The sequence below is a fragment of the Oribacterium asaccharolyticum ACB7 genome, assembly GCF_000238075.1.
Classification (GTDB): domain Bacteria; phylum Bacillota; class Clostridia; order Lachnospirales; family Lachnospiraceae; genus Oribacterium; species Oribacterium asaccharolyticum.
This window is the reverse complement of record NZ_JH414506.1, coordinates 1-21064: the sequence shown is the minus strand read 5'-3', so window position 1 is coordinate 21064 and position 21064 is coordinate 1. Positions and strand designations below refer to the sequence as shown.

Sequence of the window (21064 nt, the reverse complement as noted above, 5' to 3'; positions counted from 1 at the left end):
AGTATCGAAGCTTACTGGAAAGGAAAAAGGATGAATCTATCTAAGGGTATAAAGATGTTCTCCGACCTTCTGGAGAAGATTTCCAGAATCATCGGAGGAGTGTCTGTAGCAGTGTTTGTAGTCATTATTTCCCTTCAGGTTGTAGGAAGAAATATCCTAAAAGTACCTATGGTATGGGCAAATGATTTAAGCGTGGTTTTCTTTGTCTGGGCTGTATTTTTCGGAAGTGCCATTGCGGTTCGTTATAGAAAACACTATGTCTTGGAATTTCTTCCGGAGAAATTTGCGAAAACAAACTGTTTTTTGGATATTGTAGGAGACATTTCCGGCGTTATATTTTTCTACATTTTAATTCGTTACGGGTATCAGTACACCATTATGGGACTCGTGAGACTTTCTCCGTCCATGAATATTCCACAGGCTTACTTTTTCGCCTGCATTCCTCTTTCAGGATGTTTTATGATGTGGTATACGATTTTGAATTTAGCGGAAGACTTCCGCCATATGTCGAGTCTTTTCGGAAAGAAGGAGGCAATACATGGATAACAACTTGCTGATCGTCCTTTTGCTCAGCTTTACGGTTATGGTAATGATCAAGATTCCCATTGCCTATGCTCTTGGTCTTTCTTCCATGATTGTCATGGTAATGCTGAAAATTCCTTTAACCAGTGCGATTAACAACATGTACAGTTCCGTGAATAATTTCTCGCTTCTTGCGGTACCGCTCTTCATGTTCCTTGCTCAGCTTATGGACAAGGGTGGTATCACGGACAAGCTTTTTGAAATCTGCGATGCCTTCGTGGGGCATATCCGTGGAGGACTGGGTCATGTAAACGTTTTAATCAGCTTGCTTTTCGGACACCTTTCCGGATCCGCACAGGCGGATGCGGCAGGAATCGGATCCATGCTGATTCCCGCAATGAAGAAGGCCGGATACGATCCGGGATTCTCCGTTGCCATTACAGCTTGTTCCTCTACACTGGGCGTAATCATCCCGCCGAGCGTACTGCTCGTAGTGTATGGTGCAATGAGTGGAACCTCCATCGGTGCGTTGTTTATCGCCGGTTTTGTTCCCGGCTTTATGATTGCCATTGCACAGTGTATTTATACTTATTATAGAGCGGTGAAGTACAACTATCCCCGCGGAGCAAAGCATACCTGGAAGCAGAGAGCAAAGGCACTTTATGGCGGTATCCCCGTTATTTTACTGCCGGTAATCATCCTCGGAGGAACCAGCAGCGGATTTTTTACCGCAACGGAATCGGCAGCGATTTCCTGTTTCTATGCGTTAATTTTAATGTTTGGTGTATATAAAACTTACAGCGTTAAGGAATTGCCGAATATCTTCGTGAAGACTGCGCTGGATTTCTCTTTAAGTATGTTTGCGGTTTCCGCAGCGGGAATCACGGGATGGTTGATTGCGTATTTGAATGCGCCGCAAATGATTGCGAATGCCATCTTGTCCATTACCAACTCCTATATCGGAGTTTATGTATTGCTGATTCTCTTCCTGCTTTTCATCGGTACTTTCTTAAGTCCGATTACGGCTATCATTATTTTCCTGCCGATTATTCAGCAGCTTGGAAAAGTGGTCAATATAAATGATGTCCATCTTGGACTTGTTGTAGTACTTACCCTTTCCTTGGGAATGGTAACCCCGCCTTACGGATCTTGCCTGATGATTACTTCACAGATAGGAGAAATCTCCATTCCGTCAGCGTTTAAGAGCGTTCTTCCCATCATAGGTCTTACGGTGGGAATCATCTTAATCGGTGTCATTTTCCCGGAGCTTTTCCTCTTCCTTCCGAGAATGGTTGTGCCTATGGCGTTCCCGTCATAAGGAAGAAAAATCAGGAACAAAGGAGCTTTGCATCACTTTCTGCGGTGCAAAGCTCCTTTTAAAATTCATTTCGCTATGGCATAATGTTCTGGTTGTAGAGTGGTCGGTAAGGCCGGTCAATGGAAAGGAAAGAAAAAATGAAGAAACCTGTTATCGGAATTTCTACCAGCATCATGGTGGATCGGGAAGGAGACTTTGCGGGATATGAAAGGATCTATGTAAATCGGGATTATATTCAGTCCGTTATTGCAGCGGGGGCTGTTCCGCTGATGCTTCCCTTGGAGGATTCGGAAGAAAATTTGAAGGAGAGTCTGGACTTGGTAGACGGCGTAATCTTCTCCGGAGGACATGATGTTTCTCCATTCCGTTATCAGGAGGAGCCCCACGCCAAGCTCGAAGAAATTTGCCCGGAAAGAGATCAGTTTGATTTTACTCTTTATCGGCTGGTGAAGGAGCGTTCTCTTCCGGTTCTGGGAATTTGCCGCGGTTGCCAGTTAATGAATGTGGCAGAGGGAGGAAGCCTGTATCAGGATTTGTCTCAGAAAACTACGGAAAGTCTGAAGCATTCTCAGGGACATGGACCGAGTATTCCGACACACAGTGTCAAGCTATCCCCGGAATCCAGGCTTAGCCGGATTCTCGGAAGAGAGGAAATCAAGGTAAACAGCTTCCATCATCAGGCCTTAAAAAGGATTCCCGATACCGCGGAAGTGTCCGGGAGAGCCCTTGATGATGTAGTGGAAGCCATAGAGCTGAAGGATTATCCTTTCGGCATCGGAGTACAGTTTCATCCGGAGATGCTTCAGGAGAAGGATGAAGATATGAAAAAGCTTTTCCGCGCATTGGTAGATGCAGCAAGGGAATACGGAAAGAACAGGCAGTAGAGTACGGAAAGAAGCGGCATATACCGGGAAATGAAAAAAAGATAAAACAAAAAAGGAACATGGAAATCACCAATACAAAAAAGGAAGCAGAAGATGAACGGTGTAAAACGCCCCTTGACAATGAAAGATATCGCAAAAATGGCCGGAGTTTCTACGGCGACGGTTTCAAGAATCCTAAACCATAATGGGCGCTATTCCAAGGAGACAGAGAGCCGCGTCAAGAAACTGATCGAAGAAAATAACTATGTGATAGATCAGACGGCGAAAGGACTCCGAAAGAAATATCTGGAAACCGTGGGAATCATTGTGCCGGATATTACCAATCCTCATTTTGCAAAGCTGGTTTTAAACATTCAAACCAGTCTGTTTCAGCGCGGTTATTCCTCCATAATAGGAAATACCAATGAAAACCTGTCGTTGGAAGAAGAGCATGTGCACTCTTTAAAAGCACAGCATGTCTGCGGCTTTATTATGATTTCAACAAAGCGTTATCATCAAAGCCTCCGCCGTTTTCCGACGGTTTATTTGGATCGACCGGCAAGGGGCGGAGAGAAAGAGGATATTACGATAGAGTCGGATAATTATAAAGGGGGCTATCTTGCCGGAAAGCAACTCGGAATTGCTTCCTGTAAAAGGCTGGCCATCATTAGAACAAATAGCAATGATTGCAACCAGGATTCCCGTAAAGAAGGCTTTCTGAAGGCCCTTTCGGAAGCGGGCATTCCGGAAGAAAAGGTCGATGTGCTGGATATCGGAGATGCTTTGATTCAGAGTGCTTACTCCCGCATTCGAGAGGAGATGCGAAACGGCTTTCTCTATGACGGTTTGTTTTGTACTACGGATACTTTGGCAACAGGAGTCTACACTGCTTTGAGAGAGGGAAATATAAAGGTTCCCGAAGAGGTCAAGATTGTAGGCTTCGACGATTGTGATTTGGCATTTACTACCGGCCCGGGGCTTACCAGCGTCCACCAGGATGTAGGGAAAATGGCGGAGCTTGCCGTAGACGCACTGGTCAGACGCTTAACGGGAGAGCCCCTATCGAGTACGCATTTTTATCTCCCCGTATATTTGTCGGTCAGAGCATCAACCGACTAAACAGGATACCCGTACGCGCAACGGGCGATACTCATTATGAAAGTGAGCCATTCTCGTTAAAAATGGAAAAGCGGATATCGCTCCAAAGGCGGGCGTTATCCGCTTTTGTAATTTTGCCTAAATTGCGCAAACGATTACTCAACATAAAAGAGAAAATCTTTGTACAGGATTGACATCATTCGGAGAAAAGATTATACAGTGTATTACGTAAAAAGGTGGAGAAACGACTACATATTATTTTTTTTACGTTGTAGAGTAAACGATTTCTCAAAAAGGAGGATATTTATGAGAAAAGGTAAAATTGTAGCTTTAGTTGCAGCTGCCGCTATGGCACTGAGCGCTTGCGGTGCCGGTGCTGCGAAGACTGCAGAGACCACAGCTGCTGCAGGAGAGACAAAGGCAGCAGCAGAGGCAAGCGAGAAGGCCGGAGAGACAGAGAAGGCTGGGGAAGCAGCATCCGGAGACGAAGCTTATGCTATTGTTTTGAAGACACAATCCAGCCAGTTCTGGCAGGACATGAAGGCCGGCATTGAGGATGAGGCAAAGAAGCTCAACGTTACGGTAGACATTCAGTCCGGAAATACGGAGGATGATGTTGAGGGACAGGTTACCATTTTAGAGAACTTCATTTCCTCCGGAAAGTATAAGGCAATCGGTGTTGCTCCTATTTCCGATGTAAACCTGAACAACGCGATTGCACAGGCAACCAAGGCCGGAATCGTAGTAGTGGATATTGACGAGAAGATCAATGCGGATGCTCTTGGCAAGCTTGGCGGCGCTTTATCCGCTTATGTAGCTACAGATAACCAGGCTGTAGGAAAGATGGCCGGTGAAGAGCTGACAAAGCAGCTGGAAAAGGGCAGTGAAGTAGCCATCATCGAAGGTAAGGCAGGAGCCATCTCCGGTGAGCAGAGAAGAGACGGTGCCAAGGCCGCATTCGAAGAGGCAGGCATGAAGTTGGTTGACAGCCAGCCTGCTGACTGGGACAGAACAAAGGCATTTGACGTAGCAACCAACATGATGAATGCACATCCGGATTTAAAGGCTTTCTATGCTTGTAACGATACTATGGCACTCGGTATTGCGGAAGCGGTAAAGAAGGCGGGAAAAGACATCCTGGTTTGCGGAACAGACGGAGACAAGGAAGCCATTTCCGCTGTAGATAAGGGCGAGATGACTGCAACCGTTGCACAGGATCCGAAGGCTATCGGCGCAAAGTCCTTAGACTTACTCGTAGAAGCTGTTAAGAACGGTGAGAAGCCGGAAGTAGGGAAGGAATTCAAGACCTACGGCATCGAAGCCATTCTGATTAACAAAGACAATGCAAAGTCCTACTTAAATTAATAGTATCGAATCAATCACAGGGTTATGGGGAAACGTTTTGCTTCTTCATAACCCTGTCTAGAAAGAGGGAAAAGAAATGAATATTGTAGAAATGAGAAATATTAATAAAAGCTTTCCCGGTGTAAAAGCACTATCCAATATTTCTTTTTCCGTAAAACCAGGAGAAGTACACGTTCTTTTAGGGGAAAATGGAGCAGGCAAGTCTACGCTGATGAAAGTGTTATCGGGGGTTTATCACCCGGACAGCGGCAGTATTGTCCTAAATGGGGTCGAACACAGTAAACTGAACCCTCGCCTATCCAGGGAGGGCGGAATCAGTATTATCTACCAGGAACTGAGTGTTGTAAATTGGCTGGACATTCGTGAAAATATCTTTATGGGCAGGATGCAGAGTAAAAAATTGGGGCCCGTATCCACCATTGATTACGCAAAATTAAATCAGGATACCAAAAAATTATTGAAACAGGTTAATCTGGATAAGTATGAACCGAACAAAATGGCCTCGGAGCTCAGCATCAGTGAGAAGCAGATGCTGGAAATTGCGAAGGCCATCTCCTTTGATGCAAAATGCATTGTAATGGATGAGCCGACGTCCTCTCTTACGGAGAGTGAAGTAAAGAAGCTTTTTGAAATTATTCGCGATTTAAAAAGTAAGGGAATCGGAATTGTTTTTATCTCCCATAAGCTTTCGGAAATCAAAGAAATCGGGGATAGAATCAGTATATTAAAGGATGGAAATTACGTCGGAACCTGGAATGTTTCCGACTTATCAGAAGAAGACATGGTTCGCCTTATGGTGGGAAGAGAGTTGGAAAAATCCTACCAGGAAGGCCATGGTTCATTTGGAGAAGTGGTATTTGAGGTTAAGAATTTAAGTAGAAAGGACGGGAAGGTAAGGGACTTCCATATGCAGGTAAGAAAGGGCGAAATCGTCGGCCTTTCCGGCCTTGTCGGTGCAGGACGCTCGGAAGCGATGGAAGCGATTTTCGGAGCGGTGCCCAAAACTTCCGGTGAAATTCTTCTGGAAGGGAAACGCTTAACGATTCATACTCCCTATGATGCTTTAAAGAACGGAATCGGTTTGGTTACGGAGAATCGAAGAGAAACCGGATTTTTCCAAAACTTTTCCAATAAACGAAATATCTCCATTGCGAGCTTACTGAAAAAATCGAAGTTTGGCGGTGTCTGCGGTCTGATACAGGAGAAAAATGAGAAAGAGATGGCCGAGAAGGCTAAGCTGGATTTGCAGATTAAATGGGCCGGCGATGCGCAGTTGACAAAGAATCTTTCCGGAGGAAACCAGCAGAAGGTGATTCTTGGAAAATGGATTTCGGCAGGAGTAAAGGTTCTTATATTTGATGAGCCTACCAAGGGAATTGATGTCGGAACAAAGAGTGAAATCTATAAGATGATGCGAAGACTTGCAGAAAACGGAATCATCGTGATTGTGGTTTCCAGTGAGATGCCGGAACTTCTGGCAGTCTGTGATCGTATCATGGTAATGGCTGAGGGAAAGGTCAGAGGAGAATTTGACATTACCGAAGCCACCGAAGAAAAGCTGGCGATGCTGGCCACCGGAAATGGAGGATAGAACAATGAGTCAGGGGAAAACAAATAAGTTTGCGCAGTTTTGGGACAGATATTCTACGGTGTCCATCCTGTGCATTATGATTTTGGTATTCGGTATTTTAAGACCGAAGTCCTTTTTAACACCTGCCAACCTGGTAAAGATTATTGAGCAAAGTTCCATTTACATCTTACTTGGATTGGGAGAGTTTTTTGCAATCTTACTCGGGGGAATCGATTTAAGTATTTCTTCCATTATGGCTTTATCCGGTGCTTTAACGGCGAAGCTGATGGTTGACTTCGGCTTTTCACCGGTGCTTGCCATTCTTGTCGGAGTGGTATTATTCGGGCTCGGAATCGGCGTTTTGAACGGAATTCTTGTGACGGGAACGGGACTTCCACCCTTTATCATTACTCTGGGTACCCAGGCAATTCTTCGTTCCTTAGTGTATATTCTGACGAATGCAAGATCGGTTTCCGGTTTACCGACTTCTTTCCAAACAACCATTGGAGGACATTTCCTTTTTTTCCCGGTTCCGGTCATGATAGCCCTACTTACGGCTCTGGTTTTAAGCCTATTTACCTGGAAAACGCAGTGCGGTCGTAACCTTTATGCGATTGGCGGTAATCCGCAGGCGGCTTGGTATGCGGGAATCACGGTAAATCGTCATACCGTAATTGCCTTTGCACTGTCCGGTCTTTGTGCGGCTCTTGCCGGTATGGTTAATATTGCAAGACTTGCAGCGGCTGAACCCAATGCGGGTACAGGCTATGAGACCTATGCCATTGAGGCGGTGATTATCGGAGGAGCATCTTTCTTCGGAGGAGTAGGAATCATTCCGAAGGTGATTATCGGCGGTCTGATTATCGGCACCATCAATAACGGACTGAACATGGCGGGAGTTTCCAGCTTTTACCAGCAGCTTGCAATGGGAATTCTTCTGATTGTAGCGGTGACTCTGGATCGTTTCTTCGGCGGAAGAAGTAAATAGGAAGTGCTGTATAGAAAAGCTTCGGGGGCCTGTAATGCTTTCGAAGCGTGATAAGGAGATAGAAAATGGAAACAAAGAAGCATAATATCCTGGTAAGCCTGATGTGTATGGATTTTCTGGACATCAAGGAGCAGTTGAAGATTTTGGAAGAGGAAATGGACGGCTATCATATCGATATCATGGATGGCCATTTTTGTAAGAACATCACCTTAAGCCCGGACTTTGCCAAGGCAATTCGTCCTGCAGTGAAGAAGCCGATGGACGTACATCTTATGACTACAAATCCGAGTGACTGGCTGGATCCCTGTATTGAGGCAGGTGTGGATATGATTAGTCCTCATGCGGAAACCATCAACACAAATGCATATCGCACCATGCAGTATATTGCAGGAGCGGGGAAAAAGGTGGGAATCACCTTGAATCCTGCTACCGCACTTTCCTATATCGAGCACTATCTGAACCGAATCGATGTTATGACCATAATGACGGTAGATGTCGGCTTCGCAGGACAGAAATTCATTCCGGAAATGTTGGATAAGATTCGACAGGCGAAGGCTCTGCGTGAAGAGAAGGGATACCATTATCGGATTTTGATTGACGGATCATGCAATAAAAACACCTATGAGATGCTCTTGGAAGCCGGTGCGGACGATTTTATTGTGGGCGGTTCGGGACTCTTCTCCTTACATGAGGACTTAAGAGAAGCATGTAAGCTCTGTAAAGCACAATTCCAAGAGGCTGTAAGCAAGGTAGAAGGAAGGGAGAGTGCGAATCATGCCTAAACGCAGTGGGATTTTAGGAATGGATATTGGGGGCACTCGTTTTCGTATCGGCTTTGTGGATCAGAATGGAATATTAAGTCATTACCGGGAAGAAAGAACGCAGGAATTCTTTAAAGCGGGAGAAGATATTTTCTCCGTCTTTGCCGGACTCTTTCAGAATTATAAGAAGGAGTTCTGTGAAGAAATAGAAATTCAGGCTCTCTCCGTAGGACTTCCTTCCACCATAGACCGCAGGCGAAAAGTCATTTTACAGACACCGAATATCCCGCTTTTCCCGGATAATTTTGCCTTTACGGATCAGATGCAGGAGAAAATAGGCCTTCCCGTCTTTATTAACAGAGATGTCAATAACCTCTTGCTTTACGATATGGAGCAACTGGGAATCTCGGAGGAGAGCAGTGTTTCCGCAATTTACTTCGGTACCGGTGTGGGAAATGCCGTTTTCCTGAATGGGAGAATTCTTTTAGGGAAAAATGGCGTCGCCTCCGAATTGGGACATTTGCCGGTACTCTTAAATGAGAAGAAGTGCTCCTGTGGAAATGTAGGCTGCCTGGAAACAATTGTTTCCGGCATCGCTTTACAGGCTTTACAAAAAGAAAAATTCCCAAACATCCGGATAGATGATATATTTATAGAGGAAAAGGACGACCCGGAAGTAGATTTATTCGTACGCAACATGGCAAAGGTCATTGCGACGGAGGAAAATCTCTTCGATCCGGACTATATTTTACTTGGCGGCGGCCTTCCGATGATGAGCGGATTTCCGAAGGAGAGGCTGGAAAAGTATGCGCATGAATTTACCAGAAAGCCTTATCCCGAGCAAAATATGGAGATTGTATATTCCAAGATGGATCAGAAGAATGGTGTTCTTGGTGCCTGCCTTTACGGGAAAAAGCGTTTGGAAGACAGTTCATACTTATAGAGGATTCTGCATGAAAAAGCCGTATAAGGACTGTCCTGTCTGAAACGAGAGACATCTTACTATGAAGAAGGAAGAAAAAATGAAAATTGCGATTGGAAATGACCATGTAGCGGTAGCTTTAAAAAAATGCATTATGGCTTTTTTGGAAGAAAAGGGAATCGAAGTAATCAATGTAGGGACGGATTCGGAAGAGCGTTTCAACTATCCCATTTCCGGCTACAAGGTTGGAAAGATGGTGGCCTCGGGAGAGGTGGATTATGGTATCTTGATTTGCGGAACCGGTGTGGGAATTTCCCTCGCGGCAAATAAAATCAAGGGGATTCGTGCCTGTGTATGCTCTGAGCCCTATACCGCAAAGCTCTCCAAGATGCACAACAACAGCAATATCCTTGCCTTCGGCGCGCGTGTCGTAGGAGAGGACTTGGCTAAGATGATTGTGGAAGAGTGGCTTTCTGCAGAGTATGAGGGTGGAAGACATCAGACCAGAGTGGATATGATTGCCGCTATTGAAGAAGGAAAAGATATCACACAATGCTAGTCTGTCTAAAAGAAATTGAATGATGAATCGGAAAACCGGATGCGGGAACTGCATCCGGTTTTTTGTAAGACTATGCACGCTTGGCTTGCATTGTACTGCCTTGCTTTGTATAGTGAAATTAAATAGAAAATATACGAATGAGTATGAATTTAAGAAAACGTATGAAATAAAGAAAAAGTCTGATAGGGATATGGCATAGAACAAAGAAAACGCATGAAATAAAGGTATAGCATCATTATTGGGAGAGAACATGAAGGCAAGGCATTTAGAAATTTTACAAGAGAAAGGATTTTCGGTTCCGAAGTTTATCCTGGTTTCGGAAAATGAAGAAGTGGATCTTTCTTTTTCTGAGAAGGAATACTTTGCCGTTCGCTCCAATTTTTCTGCAGAAGATGGCGGGGGGCATTCCTTTGCCGGTCAGTTTTTGACGCGCTTAAATGTGAAAAGGGAGAAGGTACAGGAAGCGGTGCAGGAGGTCTTTGCCTCCTATGCCGGCAGTTTGGAATATAAAGAAAAGGCGAATAGGGGGAAAGCGGAACAGGTTCTAAAACAGCAGGGTAAAGAAGGACGGCAGGAGAACGCAGAAAAGCAGGAGAGCACAGAACAGAAAAAAGCAGAAGTCTTGGTAGAAACGGTGCTCATTCAGGAAATGCTGTTTCCGGAAAAATCCGGTGTTCTGTTTACGAAAAACCCCAAGGGTATCCTTAGCGAAATGGTAGTTGTTTTGGGACAAGGTCTTGGGGATAAGGTGGTGGAGGATCAGGAAAATGTACTAACCTACCATTATTTTCCGGGGGAATGCCTGTACCAAGAGGGACAGGGTACCGGTCTAGCTTTGGACGAGGAAGAGCTGAAAACTTTGTTTACTCTTGGAGAAAAAATAGAGCAGCTTTTTCAAAAGCCCATGGATATAGAATTTGCCATAGAAAAGGACAAAGTTTACATTTTACAGGCCAGAGAAATCACCACCTTAGACATGCATCTTCCCGTTCGGATTTTAGACAACAGCAATATCTCCGAAAGCTTTCCTGGAGTTTGCCTTCCTTTAACGGAGAGCTTTGCCGGAGAAATGTATAGCGGGATTTTTACTTCTTTAGGAAGACGTTTTTTGGGAAAGAAAGTCTCTTCCTACGAGGCACTTTTTCAACGCATGGTGGGAGGATTTTCCGGAAGAATGTATTATGAAATCTCCTCCTGGTATGATATTTTGCGCCTCCTTCCCTTTTCCGGAAAGATTATTCCGGTTTGGCAGGGAATGCTGGGGGTATCCAATGAAGAAATATCCTTTTCCAAGAAGAAGCCGGGTTTCTTTTTAAAGTGCAGAATCGCCTTTTTATTTTGCTATTATTTTTTTGTTTCCCAAAGGAAAATGAAGGAGCTGGACAAGTTTTTCCAGGAGCGCTATGCCGAGTACGGCAAAAGGGTGGATGCGGAGGAAGATGCTAAGGCACTCTATCGGATTTTTTTAGAAATGAAGGAAGATCTACTGCGGGAGTGGGATATTACTTTGATGAATGATATGGTGTCCTTTATCAGCACTCATTTATATGGGAAGAAAACGGCATTTTCCTTAGAAACCATGAAGCCCGTAAGAGCGCTTTCCGCATTAAAGGAGGTAGCCGAAAAGAATGGCTTAGACAGCGAAGAATACCGCATGGAAAAGAAAAGCTATATTTCTACCTATGGGGATCGAATAGAGGGAGAGTTGAAGCTGGAAACCAGAACCTACAGAACCAATGAAGAACTACTGGACCGGTGGATTTTGGATTCTTTAGAGACCGAAAATGCGGAAAGGCCGGAGTTTTTGGAAGCGGAGCATAGTATTCAAAAAGCTTATGGGAAGAAAGGCAGTTTTGAGACAGATAGCGTAGAGATAGATTGCTCGGAGAAAGATTGCGAAGAGACGAGCCGTATGGAAAAGGCTTCCGGGCCAAAACAGCGAAAGTCCTTCCTCTATCGCCTTGCCGAGTCCTCTTGTAACAATAGGGAGATTTCCCGTCTTCATCGCACAAGATGCTTTGGTCTAATGCGGCGGATTGTAGATAAAATCGGAGAGAAAATCATAGGCTTTGATGTGTACTATTTGAGCCTTGATGAGTTGAAGGAATTGCTATTTTCCGGCAAAGATTTCTCCTTGAAAATTGCGAGAGAAAAGGAACTACGGAAGGCCTATGAAAGGCTTCCGGTTTTGTCTCGGGTTAAACTTCTCGGAAAGGTAGACAGAGATCCTCTGGCAGGAGAGATTAGGGGTTTAAACTATAAATTTGTTAAGGGAAAAGGCAGTAGAGAAGAAAAAAGTGGAAAGTCAGAGGATATTTTCTCCTTGGAGTCTACGAATCTTGAAAGAAAAGAAGAAGGAGAAGCTCACGATAGAAAAGCGGGAAGAGAAGAAATGGACTCTACCCCAAGGGTTTTCTTTGGGAGAGGTGTTTCCAAGGGCATTTTCCGAGGAGAGATTTTAAAGATTAACAGCTTACAAGAGGTAAGGGCAATGGATGCGAAGGGGAAAATCCTCTTAAGCTATTCTACGGATCCGGGCTGGTTTCCGTATCTCAATATGGCAGGAGGACTCATTACAGAAAGAGGATCTCTGCTATCCCACAGTGCCATTCTCGCAAGAGAGCTGGAAAAGCCTGCAGTGGTCAATATTCCGAATATTATGGCGGGGCTGCACAGCGGAGACATTGTGGAGATAGATGGGGATTTAGGCATTTGCAGTGTTATAAAGCAAAAGGAAAAATAGGATTGCAATACAAGTGAGGGAGGAAATCCGGGACTTTATTCGCTCACTTGTATTAAATAGAAAGGGAAAATGAAGAATTATCAAATCAAAGCTGTAAAGAGTCAAGGAGAGAGGGAGCAGTTTTTAAATCTTCCCGCTATGCTGTATAAAAAGGCACAGCTTATGCAGGACAGGAAAATGGAGGAAGCGGTACTTGCGGGAAAGCACATCTTAGTGCAGGGAAACCTTCGTTTTCTGCCCTTTCTTTGCGTAAGCGTTTCTGAGGGAAAAGAAAGCGTAGCAGGGCGGATTGCTTTAACGCTGTATGAAGATGAGGACTACGGTTTTGTAGGCTTCTATGAAAGTATAGAGGAAGAGGAAGTGGCTCTTTTACTTTTAGAAGCTTGTGAAGAGGAAGCCAAAAAAGCGGGGAAGAAAGGCTTGAAAGGTCCCATTGATCTTTCTTTTTTCGGAAGGTATCGCTTTGCTTTGGAAGAGAAAACGCCCTATACCGGGGAACCTGCGAACAAAGCTTATTATCCTTATCTTTTTGAAAAGGCGGGTTTTCAGATTTGTAATCGCTATGTTTCCAACTTTTATGATGCTTTGGAGCCGTCCTATGAGAATGCAAAAGGCAAGAAACGCTTGGAACATTTTCAGGAAAAGGGCTACCAATTTTTGCACCCTACAAAAGAGAACTTTGAGCGATATCTTTCTGAAATTTATCCGCTTTTAATGGAGCGTTATAAGGATTTTCAAGGCTTTCGAAACATTTCCCGAGAAAACTTTGTAAGCCTTTACAGCTCTTTAAAGTATATTGTAGATGAAGAAATGGTCTTTTTGGCTTATGATAAGGAGGAGCTTAAGGGTTTCTTCCTCTGTCTTCCGGACTATGGGAATCTTCTGCAAAAGCCTCTTAATCCGATTCTTCTTTTGCAAATCCTTTTCAAAAGAAGAAGGCCAAGCTGCTATATTCTTTTGTATTTGGCAGTGAAGAAAGGTTCAGAGGGACTGGGGCTGGCGTTTTCCCAGCTGGCAACCGAAGTACTGAAAAGAAAAAAGGCCAAGTCCATTGCGGCACTCATTCAAAAAGGGAAGGCCAGCGAAGGCTATTTTCAGGATAAATGTGTTTCCGCTAGAGAGTATGTATTGTTAGCAAAGGAGTTTTCATAAACTTAGATGAAGAACATCACGTTTCGACAAAGTGTGCTATGCGCCATTAAGGGACTTTATTTCGGATTAAAGACGGAAAAAAACTATAAATATTATCTGGGGATTAACCTGGTGTTTTTTCTATTGGATTTCTTTTATTTGAAGGTGGATTTGTCTACCTGGTATGCCGTGATTTTGAGCTCTGCCGGGGTCTACGGTATGGAGTGTGTCAATACGGCGGTGGAGCATCTTTCGGATTTTGCGACGAAGGAGGAACATCCGGAAATTAAGGCAACCAAGGATTTGGCGGCAGCAGGGGTACTTTGCTTCGGTATTGCTTTTTTTCTGATTCAAGGAATTGCCATCGGAAAATATTTTTGTGGCTAGCAGAAAAGTTCTTTTGGTATATTTGGGTATGTTTGGGCATATTTAGGTGTATTTAAGTATAACGAAAGCATTCCGGGGAAAGAAAGTTTAAAAACGGAGAGAACGAGGCCTTTTTCATAGAGGAGGATAGCCTATATTGCAGTGGATTATGTCTTTATACATCACCATGTTTCCGGTGATTCTGGCAGGCGTTTTCAACATGCTATTTCTGAAAATTCCTTTTTTGAAAAGTCGTTGCAGGCCTATTGACGGCGGAAAAAACTGGACAGACGGAAAACGGATTTTCGGGGACAGCAAAAGTGTTTTGGGATTTCTTTTAATGACTGCTCTTGCGGGTATACTGGAAGTTTTTTGGGGCTTTCTTTTGCAGGGCTTGGGAAAAAATAATTGGAGTCTTTTGTATCTGTATTTTGAAAATACTCCGGTCTTTAATTTCCTGATTGGCATGCTTTTCGGCTTTTTGTATATGCTCTTTGAACTGCCCAATAGCTTTATCAAAAGGAGGCTTTCGGTTTCTGCGGCGGAGCAGGGAGATAGAAGGATAGGGCTAAAGCTGTTTTTCTTTATTTTGGATCAGATTGATTCCATGTTCGGAATTATGCTTTGTCTTGGTATCCTGGCGCATCTGACACCGGCACAAACTGTATTTGCGATTTTCCTGGGAGGACTTACCCATGTTTTCGTGAACTGCCTACTGATTCTTTTTAGGGTGAGGAAATATCTATGAAAAAAATTTTTCTTGGGGTCTATCATCCCAGTGTGCTTTTAACCTATCTTGGGCTTTCCCTTTCTTTATACGGAATCTTTTTTTCGAAAAGCCCGGCTTTTTCTTTGATTTTACTGATTTTAGCAGGGCTTTGCGATACCTTTGACGGTATGGTGGCCAATGCGTTTCAAAGAAATGATTTGGAAAAAGCCTTCGGGGTGCAAATTGATTCTTTATCGGATCTCATTTCCTTTGGTGTTTTTCCGGTGCAGATTTTCCTTCAGTATTTTGCCAAGTTCGGAGTCTTTTCTTTTCTGCTTTCAGTGCTATATCTTCTTTCCGTAGTGACCAGACTTGCCTATTTTAATGCCAGTGGAGGAGAAAAGAAGGATTATTTTACCGGCCTTGCGGTGACCTACGCTTCCTTTTTTATTCCTCTTTATGGATTATTCAGCATCTATTTTTCCATAGAGAAAATTTTTCCGGGAGAGCTTTTGTATGCTTTACTGGCTTTTTTCTTCGTCTTTAACTTCAAGATGAAAAAGCCTAGTTTGAAAATCCGAATCGGTCTTTTACTTTTGGCGATTCTCTTTGTGATATTGCTGGTGAGAAAGCTCTAGGAGGAGAGGACTATGAGTAAAGAGCAAAAACAAAAAGAGCAAAACGCCCCTTCCATTATCGAGCGAAAAACAGGAAGGCTGATTCAAGAAGAGGAGTATGGGCAGAAAGCCATTTATTTTTTGTACCATCATTTTCTTGGGAGAGTTCTTCTCAAAATGATTTTTGCCCGTCCCTATTTTTCTTTTCTTCGAGGCTTGTATTACAATAGCTTTCTTTCTAAAAAAGATATTGCGCCTTTTGTGGAAAAATACGGACTTTCCAAAGAACTTTTAAAGAAGAATTATCAGAGCTTTGGGGCTTTCTTTTCCAGAAAAGAAGCCGTGTATTTACGGGAGGCCGGGAGAGAGAATACAAAGGAAAATGGAGAGGCATGGAAAGGTAAGATACAGGAAAAAAGGCATGAAAAAGGACAGGCAGGAAAGCGACCTTTCTATGCCACATCTTCCGGAAAGCTTCAGGCCTATAAAATAGACCAAGAAGGAAAAATCATCTTCCTCGGCAGTGAAAACAATGGGGAATCCAATCTGCTCCCTTTGGAAATCAAGGGGAATTTCTATTCCATAGAAAAAATCTTGAAAGCCTCCTGTCCGGAATTCTTGAAAGGGGGAACATTATTGGTTTTTCGCCTGAGCCTGCCGGATTATCATCGCTACATTTTCCCGGCAAGGGGAAGACTTTTAAGAACAAAGAAAATCAAAGGAAGACTGGATAGCGTGCGTAAAGAGGCCGCCCACTTTAAAGCATTTTCCGAAAATAAAAGAGAAATCAGTCTTTTGGAGTTGGAAGGCATGGGAAAAATCCTCCATGTGGAAGTGGGGGCAATGCTGGTAGGGCATATTCATAACCACTTGGGATTTAAACCGTCTTTCGATAAAGCGGTAGGATGCCTTAGAGAAAAGGAAAATAAACCTTGTAGGAAAAAACATTTAGCTTTTCGCTTTCAAGCAGGAGAGGAAAAGGGCTATTTTTCTCTGGGAGGCTCGACTATTGTGGAGTTACTCAATGATAAAATCATGATTGATGAGGACCTTTTTGAGAGTACGAATAAAGGCTTGGAAACCAAGCTGGAAATCGGAGAAAGGATAGGCTATGGAAAGGCTTAAACGATTAAATATTTACTTTAAGGAAATGTACCCCATCGTGCCAAGACTGGGACTGGGGGGCATGATTTTTCTGGAAATCTACTTTATTGTGCTCTTAAATCATGGGGTGGGAAAGGAGACGCTTCTTTCGTTTCAGCCGGTGGAGGGGCAGTCGGCATTTTACAGCTTTTTTGTGCAGCATGATATTTTGGGGATGCTGATTTGCAGTTTTACGGTTTTTAGCTTCTTGCTTTGGCTGAGAATTGCGGATGACTTTAAGGACTACGAGCTGGACAAACGGCTTTTTGCCTTTCGGCCTCTTCCCTCCGGAAGGGTCACAAAGACGGATTTACGAATTTTTGCCACCATACTCATTTCCTTTACCCTGCTGATTAACTTCCTTTTTATGAAGAACTTTATCTTCTGCTTTATTCTTTACACCTATGGAAGCTTAATGGCGGTGTGGTTTTTCCAAAAGCATAAGATTGCAAAGTCCCTTCCTCTGGCTCTTGTTACCCATAATCCGGTGCAGATTCTTTTAAATCTTTACGTGATTTCTTATACCATTATGAAATACAAATTGCCGGTTTTTGATATTACCAATTTTATGGCCGTGCTGACCTTGTATTTTCCGGCTCTCATCTGGGAGATTTCCCGGAAGATTCGGGCACCGGAGGAGGAAACGGAGTATGTGACCTATTCCAAGCTTTTCGGCTATAAAAAATGTATCCGCTTTGTCTTTATTTTGACCTGGGTAGACATTTGCACGAACTTTATTCTGGTGTGGAGACTGAACAGACTGTCTGTCTTGGCTCTTTTCTTAAATGCTCTATGGTGTTCCTACTGCTTCTATGACTATGCAAAAAGTCCGGGGCGTTATCGCATTGTGTCCAAAGTGGAAAGATACACCTATATTCAGGAAAGCCTGATGATTTTAACGATAGTGGGATTTTTGATTTTCGGAAGAATTTAAAGCTATTTTTCCATTTTTGCTTTATCCTATCTTCTTTGCCATAAAGTATCAAAGCTTCTTTTAGAAAAGGAATCTCTTTCTTTACGGAAAGGGATTTCTTTTTTTAAAGCTTTTCTTTAAATTATGGGTATAATAGAAACAGTCAGGAAAGAGAAAAGCTATAGAGTAAAAAGGAGGGGAATTATGGAATTACAGGATTTTACGGAAAAGGAACAGGAGCAAATAAAGCAAGGCTTATCGGAGGCGGTCATCAGCGATAAGGAGGCGGGAAATAAAATTTTAGATTTGGTGCCGGAAGAATGGATTAAAAGGATTCCCTTTTTTGTAAGAGGCCATGCCACTACCAAGACCATTGAAAGGATAGCCAAGGAATATCCGGAACTCTATGCAGTAGCAAAACAGGAGGGTGCGCTTCCGGAGAAGGAAAGAGAAGAGCTCCGAAAGATTATTACAGATATCTTTGAAGAGAAGATGAAGAAGCATAAGATAAAGTAAAGATGAAATAAAGTTGAGAAAGAGGAGAGCTATGGACATTCATTTGGAGAAAAGAAATGCAGTATTGGCAGAGCATGTCATAAAAGGGCTGCAGTCCCGTAATATGAGCGGTTATTATGCAAAGAATAAAGAGGAAGCGTTAAAGACGGCCTTGGAACTTATCCCGAAGGGCAGCAGCATTTCCATGGGAGGTTGCATGAGTGCGCAGGAAATCGGGCTTGTTTCCGCCCTCAAGGAAAGCGACTATCATTTTATTGACAGAAGTAAGATGGAGCCGAGAGAAGCACTCCTCGCAGCATATGATGCGGATATTTTTCTTGCCAGCGCGAATGCGATGACGGATGACGGAATTCTTGTCAATATAGACGGTAATTCCAATCGAGTTTCCTGCATTGCACAGGGACCGAAGAAGGTTATTTTTATTGTGAGCATGAACAAGATCTGTTCAGACTTGGATAGTGCTATGAAACGTGCCAGAAATATAGCCGCACCGGCAAACGCCCAGAGATTTGATATCAAAACCCCCTGTAAGCTGACAGGAAGATGTTCCGATTGCAAATCTCCGGATACGATTTGTTGCCAGTTCTTAATTACACGGTATTCCCGTCATACGGATCGTATTCATGTGATTCTTGTGAATGAAAGTCTCGGATTATAAAGGGCGGAAGGAATAGAGACGAAAGAAATACCAAGCGTTCTCTGAAAGGAACGCTAAGAGTATCTCTTTAAATATACTTTTTTAACTCTCCGTAGCCTTCCTTTTCCATATCTTCATAGGGAATAAAGCGTACGGAAGAGGAGTTGATACAATAGCGCAGTCCTCCAAGCTCCTTCGGGCCGTCCGTAAAGACATGTCCGAGGTGGTAATCGCCCCCCTGTGAGCGAACTTCCACTCTGTGGCGACCGAGGCTGTCGTCATCCAGGTAGCGAATCACTTCTTGAGCAATAGGCTTCGAGAAGCTCGGCCATCCGCAACCAGACTGGAATTTATCTTTGGAGGAAAATAGGGGCTCTCCCGTGGCTCTGTCCACATAGAGCCCTTTTTCCGTTGTGTCCCAATATACATTTTCGAAGGGGCGGTCGGTGGCGGAGTGAACCAGTACCTCATACTCTTCCTTTGTGAGCTTTTTTTGTAATTCTTCCTCAGGTAAAGCCTGATATTTCTCCTCGTCAAGAAGAGGCTCATCCGCAAGAGCCAATGGAATATGACAGTAGCCGTCCGGATTTTTGCTGAGGTAGCTTTGATGATATTCTTCTGCGGAGTCAAAGCGCTTTAACGGAAGAACTTCTACGACAATGGCCCCCTGATATTTCTCTTGCTCTTTTTTTAAGACCGCTTCAATTGTCGCTTTATCTTTTTCTTCAATATAATAAATGCCGGTGCGATACTGGGTTCCTCTATCGTTTCCCTGCTTATTGAGGCTTGTCGGATCAATAATCCGAAGATAGTAGCGCAGGAGATTTTTTAAGGGTAAACACTCTTCGTCATAAGTAATCTCAACAGTTTCCGCGTGCCCGGTATTATTTTGACAGACCTCTTTATAGGTAGGATGCTCCGTATTTCCGTTTGCATAGCCGCATTTTGTAGAAAGCACACCGGGAATTCTTTGAAAATAGGCTTCTACACCCCAGAAGCAGCCTCCGGCAAGATAAATTATTTTAGACATGAAAACTCCTTTCCTATAGGAAATAGAATAATTTTCCAATCATAGCGGAATATCGATAAATTGCTTCCGCTACTGCATTATTATAAACGGAACAGGAAGACTGTCTATAGAGGAAATGAGGGAGATCGGAGTAAAGGAAAAATAGGAGAGCCGGAAGCCAAGGGAATAGAGCTGGAAGCCAAGGAAATAGGAGGGTGAAAACCAAGGAAATCCGCTTGACAGGGCTTGTCCGGAATGCTATCTTGCAAGGGTTGCGATAAGGTGATAGCAGAATAAAGCGTGCTATAGCAATTCGGGCTTAATGGGAGGAAAATATGGGCGAACAGTTTGGAAATTTTTTTAGACAGTATCCATGGCAAATTATGTGTGTGGTATCTTTTTTGTGTGTAGCAGGACAGATTGGCTGGATTTATATTGCAAAACAGCGCGGTTGGGCTTTTCGATTCAACCCGATTCGCATCATCGTATTTATACTCCTGTTCTTTTTCTCTATCTATGCAATGATTACGGGACAGAGGTTTTAAGAGAGGGCATTATACTTTTGTATTAAAATCCAGAAAATGCGTTGATCAATATTTTGTTGAAGAAATAAGTTCAGATTATAATATAGAAAAAATATGGAATTCTTATCTGAAACGGAAGATATAAAAAAATTCATACAAAAACGAAAAAAATTGCTTGACAGAGATTTTTCCTAATGCTAGAATACACAAGCTGTCGCTCCAAACGAGAGGCGGCAAGTACCTTGAAAATCAAAGATCGAATAATACACAGACCCTGAAGATTCTAAAGAATTTTCAGTAATGTTTCAAACGAAACTTACACGAACGGTTTAATAAACCAAAAGTAAAAAAGGACAAAATGAAGCTAAGCTAAGTTTTGACCGGAGAAAGAACTTAAAGAGAGCAATCTCTTAACTTATTATGAGAGTTCGATCCTGGCTCAGGATGAACGCTGGCGGCGTGCCTAACACATGCAAGTCGAACGAGATGCGTATTGGAAAGCTTCGGCCGGAAGATGCGTTATCTAGTGGCGGACGGGTGAGTAACACGTGGGTAACCTGCCTTATGGAGGGGGATAACAGAGAGAAATCACTGCTAATACCGCATAAGCACACAGTACCGCATGGTACAGTGTGAAAAGATTTATCGCCATAAGATGGACCCGCGTCTGATTAGCCAGTTGGCAGGGTAAAAGCCTACCAAAGCAACGATCAGTAGCCGATCTGAGAGGATGACCGGCCACATTGGGACTGAGACACGGCCCAAACTCCTACGGGAGGCAGCAGTGGGG

21 protein-coding genes and 1 rRNA gene are annotated in these 21064 nt (G+C 43.5%); 21 read left to right on the top strand and 1 reads right to left on the bottom strand.

What is annotated here, in order from left to right; all coding sequences use genetic code 11:
* The first annotated feature begins 30 nt into the window (after positions 1–30).
* The 19 genes from HMPREF9624_RS07960 to HMPREF9624_RS07870 all read left to right on the top strand — a co-directional run bounded on the left by HMPREF9624_RS07960 (position 31) and on the right by HMPREF9624_RS07870 (position 18762).
* Positions 31–546, top strand: coding sequence for a TRAP transporter small permease (locus HMPREF9624_RS07960; RefSeq protein WP_009537324.1), 516 nt, complete (start codon positions 31–33; stop codon positions 544–546).
* Positions 539–1840 carry a TRAP transporter large permease gene (locus HMPREF9624_RS07955; RefSeq protein WP_009537323.1) on the top strand — a complete coding sequence of 434 codons (1302 nt, stop codon included), beginning with the start codon at positions 539–541 and terminating at the stop codon, positions 1838–1840. The genes HMPREF9624_RS07960 and HMPREF9624_RS07955 overlap by 8 nt, the downstream gene beginning before the upstream one ends.
* Before the next feature lie 137 nt (positions 1841–1977).
* On the top strand, positions 1978–2724 hold the full coding sequence (locus HMPREF9624_RS07950) for a gamma-glutamyl-gamma-aminobutyrate hydrolase family protein (RefSeq protein WP_009537322.1): 747 nt from the start codon (positions 1978–1980) through the stop codon (positions 2722–2724).
* 93 nt (positions 2725–2817) lie between these two features.
* A complete protein-coding gene (locus tag HMPREF9624_RS07945; protein WP_009537321.1) occupies positions 2818–3822 on the top strand; it encodes a LacI family DNA-binding transcriptional regulator in 1005 nt (334 codons plus the stop codon).
* 285 nt (positions 3823–4107) lie between these two features.
* The gene (alsB, locus tag HMPREF9624_RS07940) at positions 4108–5166 is read left to right on the top strand and encodes a D-allose transporter substrate-binding protein (protein ID WP_009537320.1); all 1059 of its coding nucleotides are present in this window, start codon (positions 4108–4110) and stop codon (positions 5164–5166) included.
* Between the two features lie 76 nt (positions 5167–5242).
* Positions 5243–6757, top strand: a complete 1515-nt coding sequence (locus HMPREF9624_RS07935; RefSeq protein ID WP_009537319.1) for a sugar ABC transporter ATP-binding protein — start codon at positions 5243–5245, stop codon at positions 6755–6757.
* Between the two features lie 4 nt (positions 6758–6761).
* Positions 6762–7724 carry a D-allose ABC transporter permease gene (gene alsC, locus HMPREF9624_RS07930; RefSeq protein WP_009537318.1) on the top strand — a complete coding sequence of 321 codons (963 nt, stop codon included), beginning with the start codon at positions 6762–6764 and terminating at the stop codon, positions 7722–7724.
* A 65-nt stretch (positions 7725–7789) separates the two neighbouring features.
* Positions 7790–8506, top strand: a complete 717-nt coding sequence (gene alsE, locus HMPREF9624_RS07925) for a D-allulose 6-phosphate 3-epimerase (RefSeq protein ID WP_009537317.1) — start codon at positions 7790–7792, stop codon at positions 8504–8506.
* On the top strand, positions 8499–9428 hold the full coding sequence (alsK, locus tag HMPREF9624_RS07920; RefSeq protein ID WP_009537316.1) for an allose kinase: 930 nt from the start codon (positions 8499–8501) through the stop codon (positions 9426–9428). Before alsE ends, alsK begins: the two co-directional genes overlap by 8 nt.
* A 79-nt stretch (positions 9429–9507) precedes the next feature.
* Entirely contained in the window at positions 9508–9966 is a 459-nt protein-coding gene (rpiB, locus tag HMPREF9624_RS07915) for a ribose 5-phosphate isomerase B (RefSeq protein ID WP_009537315.1), read from the top strand.
* A gap of 250 nt (positions 9967–10216) precedes the next feature.
* On the top strand, positions 10217–12709 hold the full coding sequence (locus HMPREF9624_RS07910) for a PEP/pyruvate-binding domain-containing protein (protein WP_009537314.1): 2493 nt from the start codon (positions 10217–10219) through the stop codon (positions 12707–12709).
* A 69-nt stretch (positions 12710–12778) separates the two neighbouring features.
* Positions 12779–13861 carry a hypothetical protein gene (locus HMPREF9624_RS07905; protein ID WP_009537313.1) on the top strand — a complete coding sequence of 361 codons (1083 nt, stop codon included), beginning with the start codon at positions 12779–12781 and terminating at the stop codon, positions 13859–13861.
* Between the two features lie 6 nt (positions 13862–13867).
* Positions 13868–14227 carry a diacylglycerol kinase gene (locus HMPREF9624_RS07900; protein ID WP_009537312.1) on the top strand — a complete coding sequence of 120 codons (360 nt, stop codon included), beginning with the start codon at positions 13868–13870 and terminating at the stop codon, positions 14225–14227.
* 136 nt (positions 14228–14363) lie between these two features.
* On the top strand, positions 14364–14954 hold the full coding sequence (locus HMPREF9624_RS07895; RefSeq protein WP_009537311.1) for a CDP-archaeol synthase: 591 nt from the start codon (positions 14364–14366) through the stop codon (positions 14952–14954).
* Entirely contained in the window at positions 14951–15553 is a 603-nt protein-coding gene (locus HMPREF9624_RS07890; protein WP_009537310.1) for a CDP-alcohol phosphatidyltransferase family protein, read from the top strand. The genes HMPREF9624_RS07895 and HMPREF9624_RS07890 overlap by 4 nt, the downstream gene beginning before the upstream one ends.
* 12 nt (positions 15554–15565) lie before the next feature.
* Positions 15566–16657: a phosphatidylserine decarboxylase gene (locus HMPREF9624_RS07885; RefSeq protein WP_009537309.1), complete on the top strand. Its 1092-nt coding sequence runs from the start codon at positions 15566–15568 to the stop codon at positions 16655–16657.
* Complete coding sequence (locus HMPREF9624_RS07880; RefSeq protein WP_009537308.1) at positions 16644–17609, top strand: UbiA prenyltransferase family protein; 966 nt, start codon at positions 16644–16646, stop codon at positions 17607–17609. The genes HMPREF9624_RS07885 and HMPREF9624_RS07880 overlap by 14 nt, the downstream gene beginning before the upstream one ends.
* A gap of 183 nt (positions 17610–17792) precedes the next feature.
* Positions 17793–18104 carry a hypothetical protein gene (locus HMPREF9624_RS07875; protein WP_009537307.1) on the top strand — a complete coding sequence of 104 codons (312 nt, stop codon included), beginning with the start codon at positions 17793–17795 and terminating at the stop codon, positions 18102–18104.
* Positions 18105–18135: 31 nt separating this feature from the next.
* Positions 18136–18762, top strand: coding sequence for a lactate utilization protein (locus HMPREF9624_RS07870; protein WP_009537306.1), 627 nt, complete (start codon positions 18136–18138; stop codon positions 18760–18762).
* Between the two features lie 67 nt (positions 18763–18829).
* Here HMPREF9624_RS07870 and msrA read toward each other — a convergent pair whose 3' ends face one another.
* Positions 18830–19771: a peptide-methionine (S)-S-oxide reductase MsrA gene (msrA, locus tag HMPREF9624_RS07865; protein WP_009537305.1), complete on the bottom strand. Its 942-nt coding sequence runs from the start codon at positions 19769–19771 to the stop codon at positions 18830–18832.
* 314 nt (positions 19772–20085) lie between these two features.
* Here msrA and HMPREF9624_RS07860 point away from each other — a divergent pair, with 314 nt between their 5' ends.
* Both HMPREF9624_RS07860 and HMPREF9624_RS07855 read left to right on the top strand, forming a co-directional pair.
* Positions 20086–20295: a hypothetical protein gene (locus HMPREF9624_RS07860; protein ID WP_009537304.1), complete on the top strand. Its 210-nt coding sequence runs from the start codon at positions 20086–20088 to the stop codon at positions 20293–20295.
* A 395-nt stretch (positions 20296–20690) separates the two neighbouring features.
* Positions 20691–21064 (top strand): 16S ribosomal RNA (locus HMPREF9624_RS07855); the annotation flags it as partial.

Coding starts and splice junctions, on each gene's coding strand:
- HMPREF9624_RS07960 (WP_009537324.1), top strand. CDS start 31: ATGAATCTATCTAAGGGTATAAAGATGTTCTCCGACCTTCTGGAGAAG.
- HMPREF9624_RS07955 (WP_009537323.1), top strand. CDS start 539: ATGGATAACAACTTGCTGATCGTCCTTTTGCTCAGCTTTACGGTTATG.
- HMPREF9624_RS07950 (WP_009537322.1), top strand. CDS start 1,978: ATGAAGAAACCTGTTATCGGAATTTCTACCAGCATCATGGTGGATCGG.
- HMPREF9624_RS07945 (WP_009537321.1), top strand. CDS start 2,818: ATGAACGGTGTAAAACGCCCCTTGACAATGAAAGATATCGCAAAAATG.
- alsB (WP_009537320.1), top strand. CDS start 4,108: ATGAGAAAAGGTAAAATTGTAGCTTTAGTTGCAGCTGCCGCTATGGCA.
- HMPREF9624_RS07935 (WP_009537319.1), top strand. CDS start 5,243: ATGAATATTGTAGAAATGAGAAATATTAATAAAAGCTTTCCCGGTGTA.
- alsC (WP_009537318.1), top strand. CDS start 6,762: ATGAGTCAGGGGAAAACAAATAAGTTTGCGCAGTTTTGGGACAGATAT.
- alsE (WP_009537317.1), top strand. CDS start 7,790: ATGGAAACAAAGAAGCATAATATCCTGGTAAGCCTGATGTGTATGGAT.
- alsK (WP_009537316.1), top strand. CDS start 8,499: ATGCCTAAACGCAGTGGGATTTTAGGAATGGATATTGGGGGCACTCGT.
- rpiB (WP_009537315.1), top strand. CDS start 9,508: ATGAAAATTGCGATTGGAAATGACCATGTAGCGGTAGCTTTAAAAAAA.
- HMPREF9624_RS07910 (WP_009537314.1), top strand. CDS start 10,217: ATGAAGGCAAGGCATTTAGAAATTTTACAAGAGAAAGGATTTTCGGTT.
- HMPREF9624_RS07905 (WP_009537313.1), top strand. CDS start 12,779: ATGAAGAATTATCAAATCAAAGCTGTAAAGAGTCAAGGAGAGAGGGAG.
- HMPREF9624_RS07900 (WP_009537312.1), top strand. CDS start 13,868: ATGAAGAACATCACGTTTCGACAAAGTGTGCTATGCGCCATTAAGGGA.
- HMPREF9624_RS07890 (WP_009537310.1), top strand. CDS start 14,951: ATGAAAAAAATTTTTCTTGGGGTCTATCATCCCAGTGTGCTTTTAACC.
- HMPREF9624_RS07885 (WP_009537309.1), top strand. CDS start 15,566: ATGAGTAAAGAGCAAAAACAAAAAGAGCAAAACGCCCCTTCCATTATC.
- HMPREF9624_RS07880 (WP_009537308.1), top strand. CDS start 16,644: ATGGAAAGGCTTAAACGATTAAATATTTACTTTAAGGAAATGTACCCC.
- HMPREF9624_RS07875 (WP_009537307.1), top strand. CDS start 17,793: ATGGAATTACAGGATTTTACGGAAAAGGAACAGGAGCAAATAAAGCAA.
- HMPREF9624_RS07870 (WP_009537306.1), top strand. CDS start 18,136: ATGGACATTCATTTGGAGAAAAGAAATGCAGTATTGGCAGAGCATGTC.
- msrA (WP_009537305.1), bottom strand. CDS start 19,771: ATGTCTAAAATAATTTATCTTGCCGGAGGCTGCTTCTGGGGTGTAGAA.
- HMPREF9624_RS07860 (WP_009537304.1), top strand. CDS start 20,086: ATGGGCGAACAGTTTGGAAATTTTTTTAGACAGTATCCATGGCAAATT.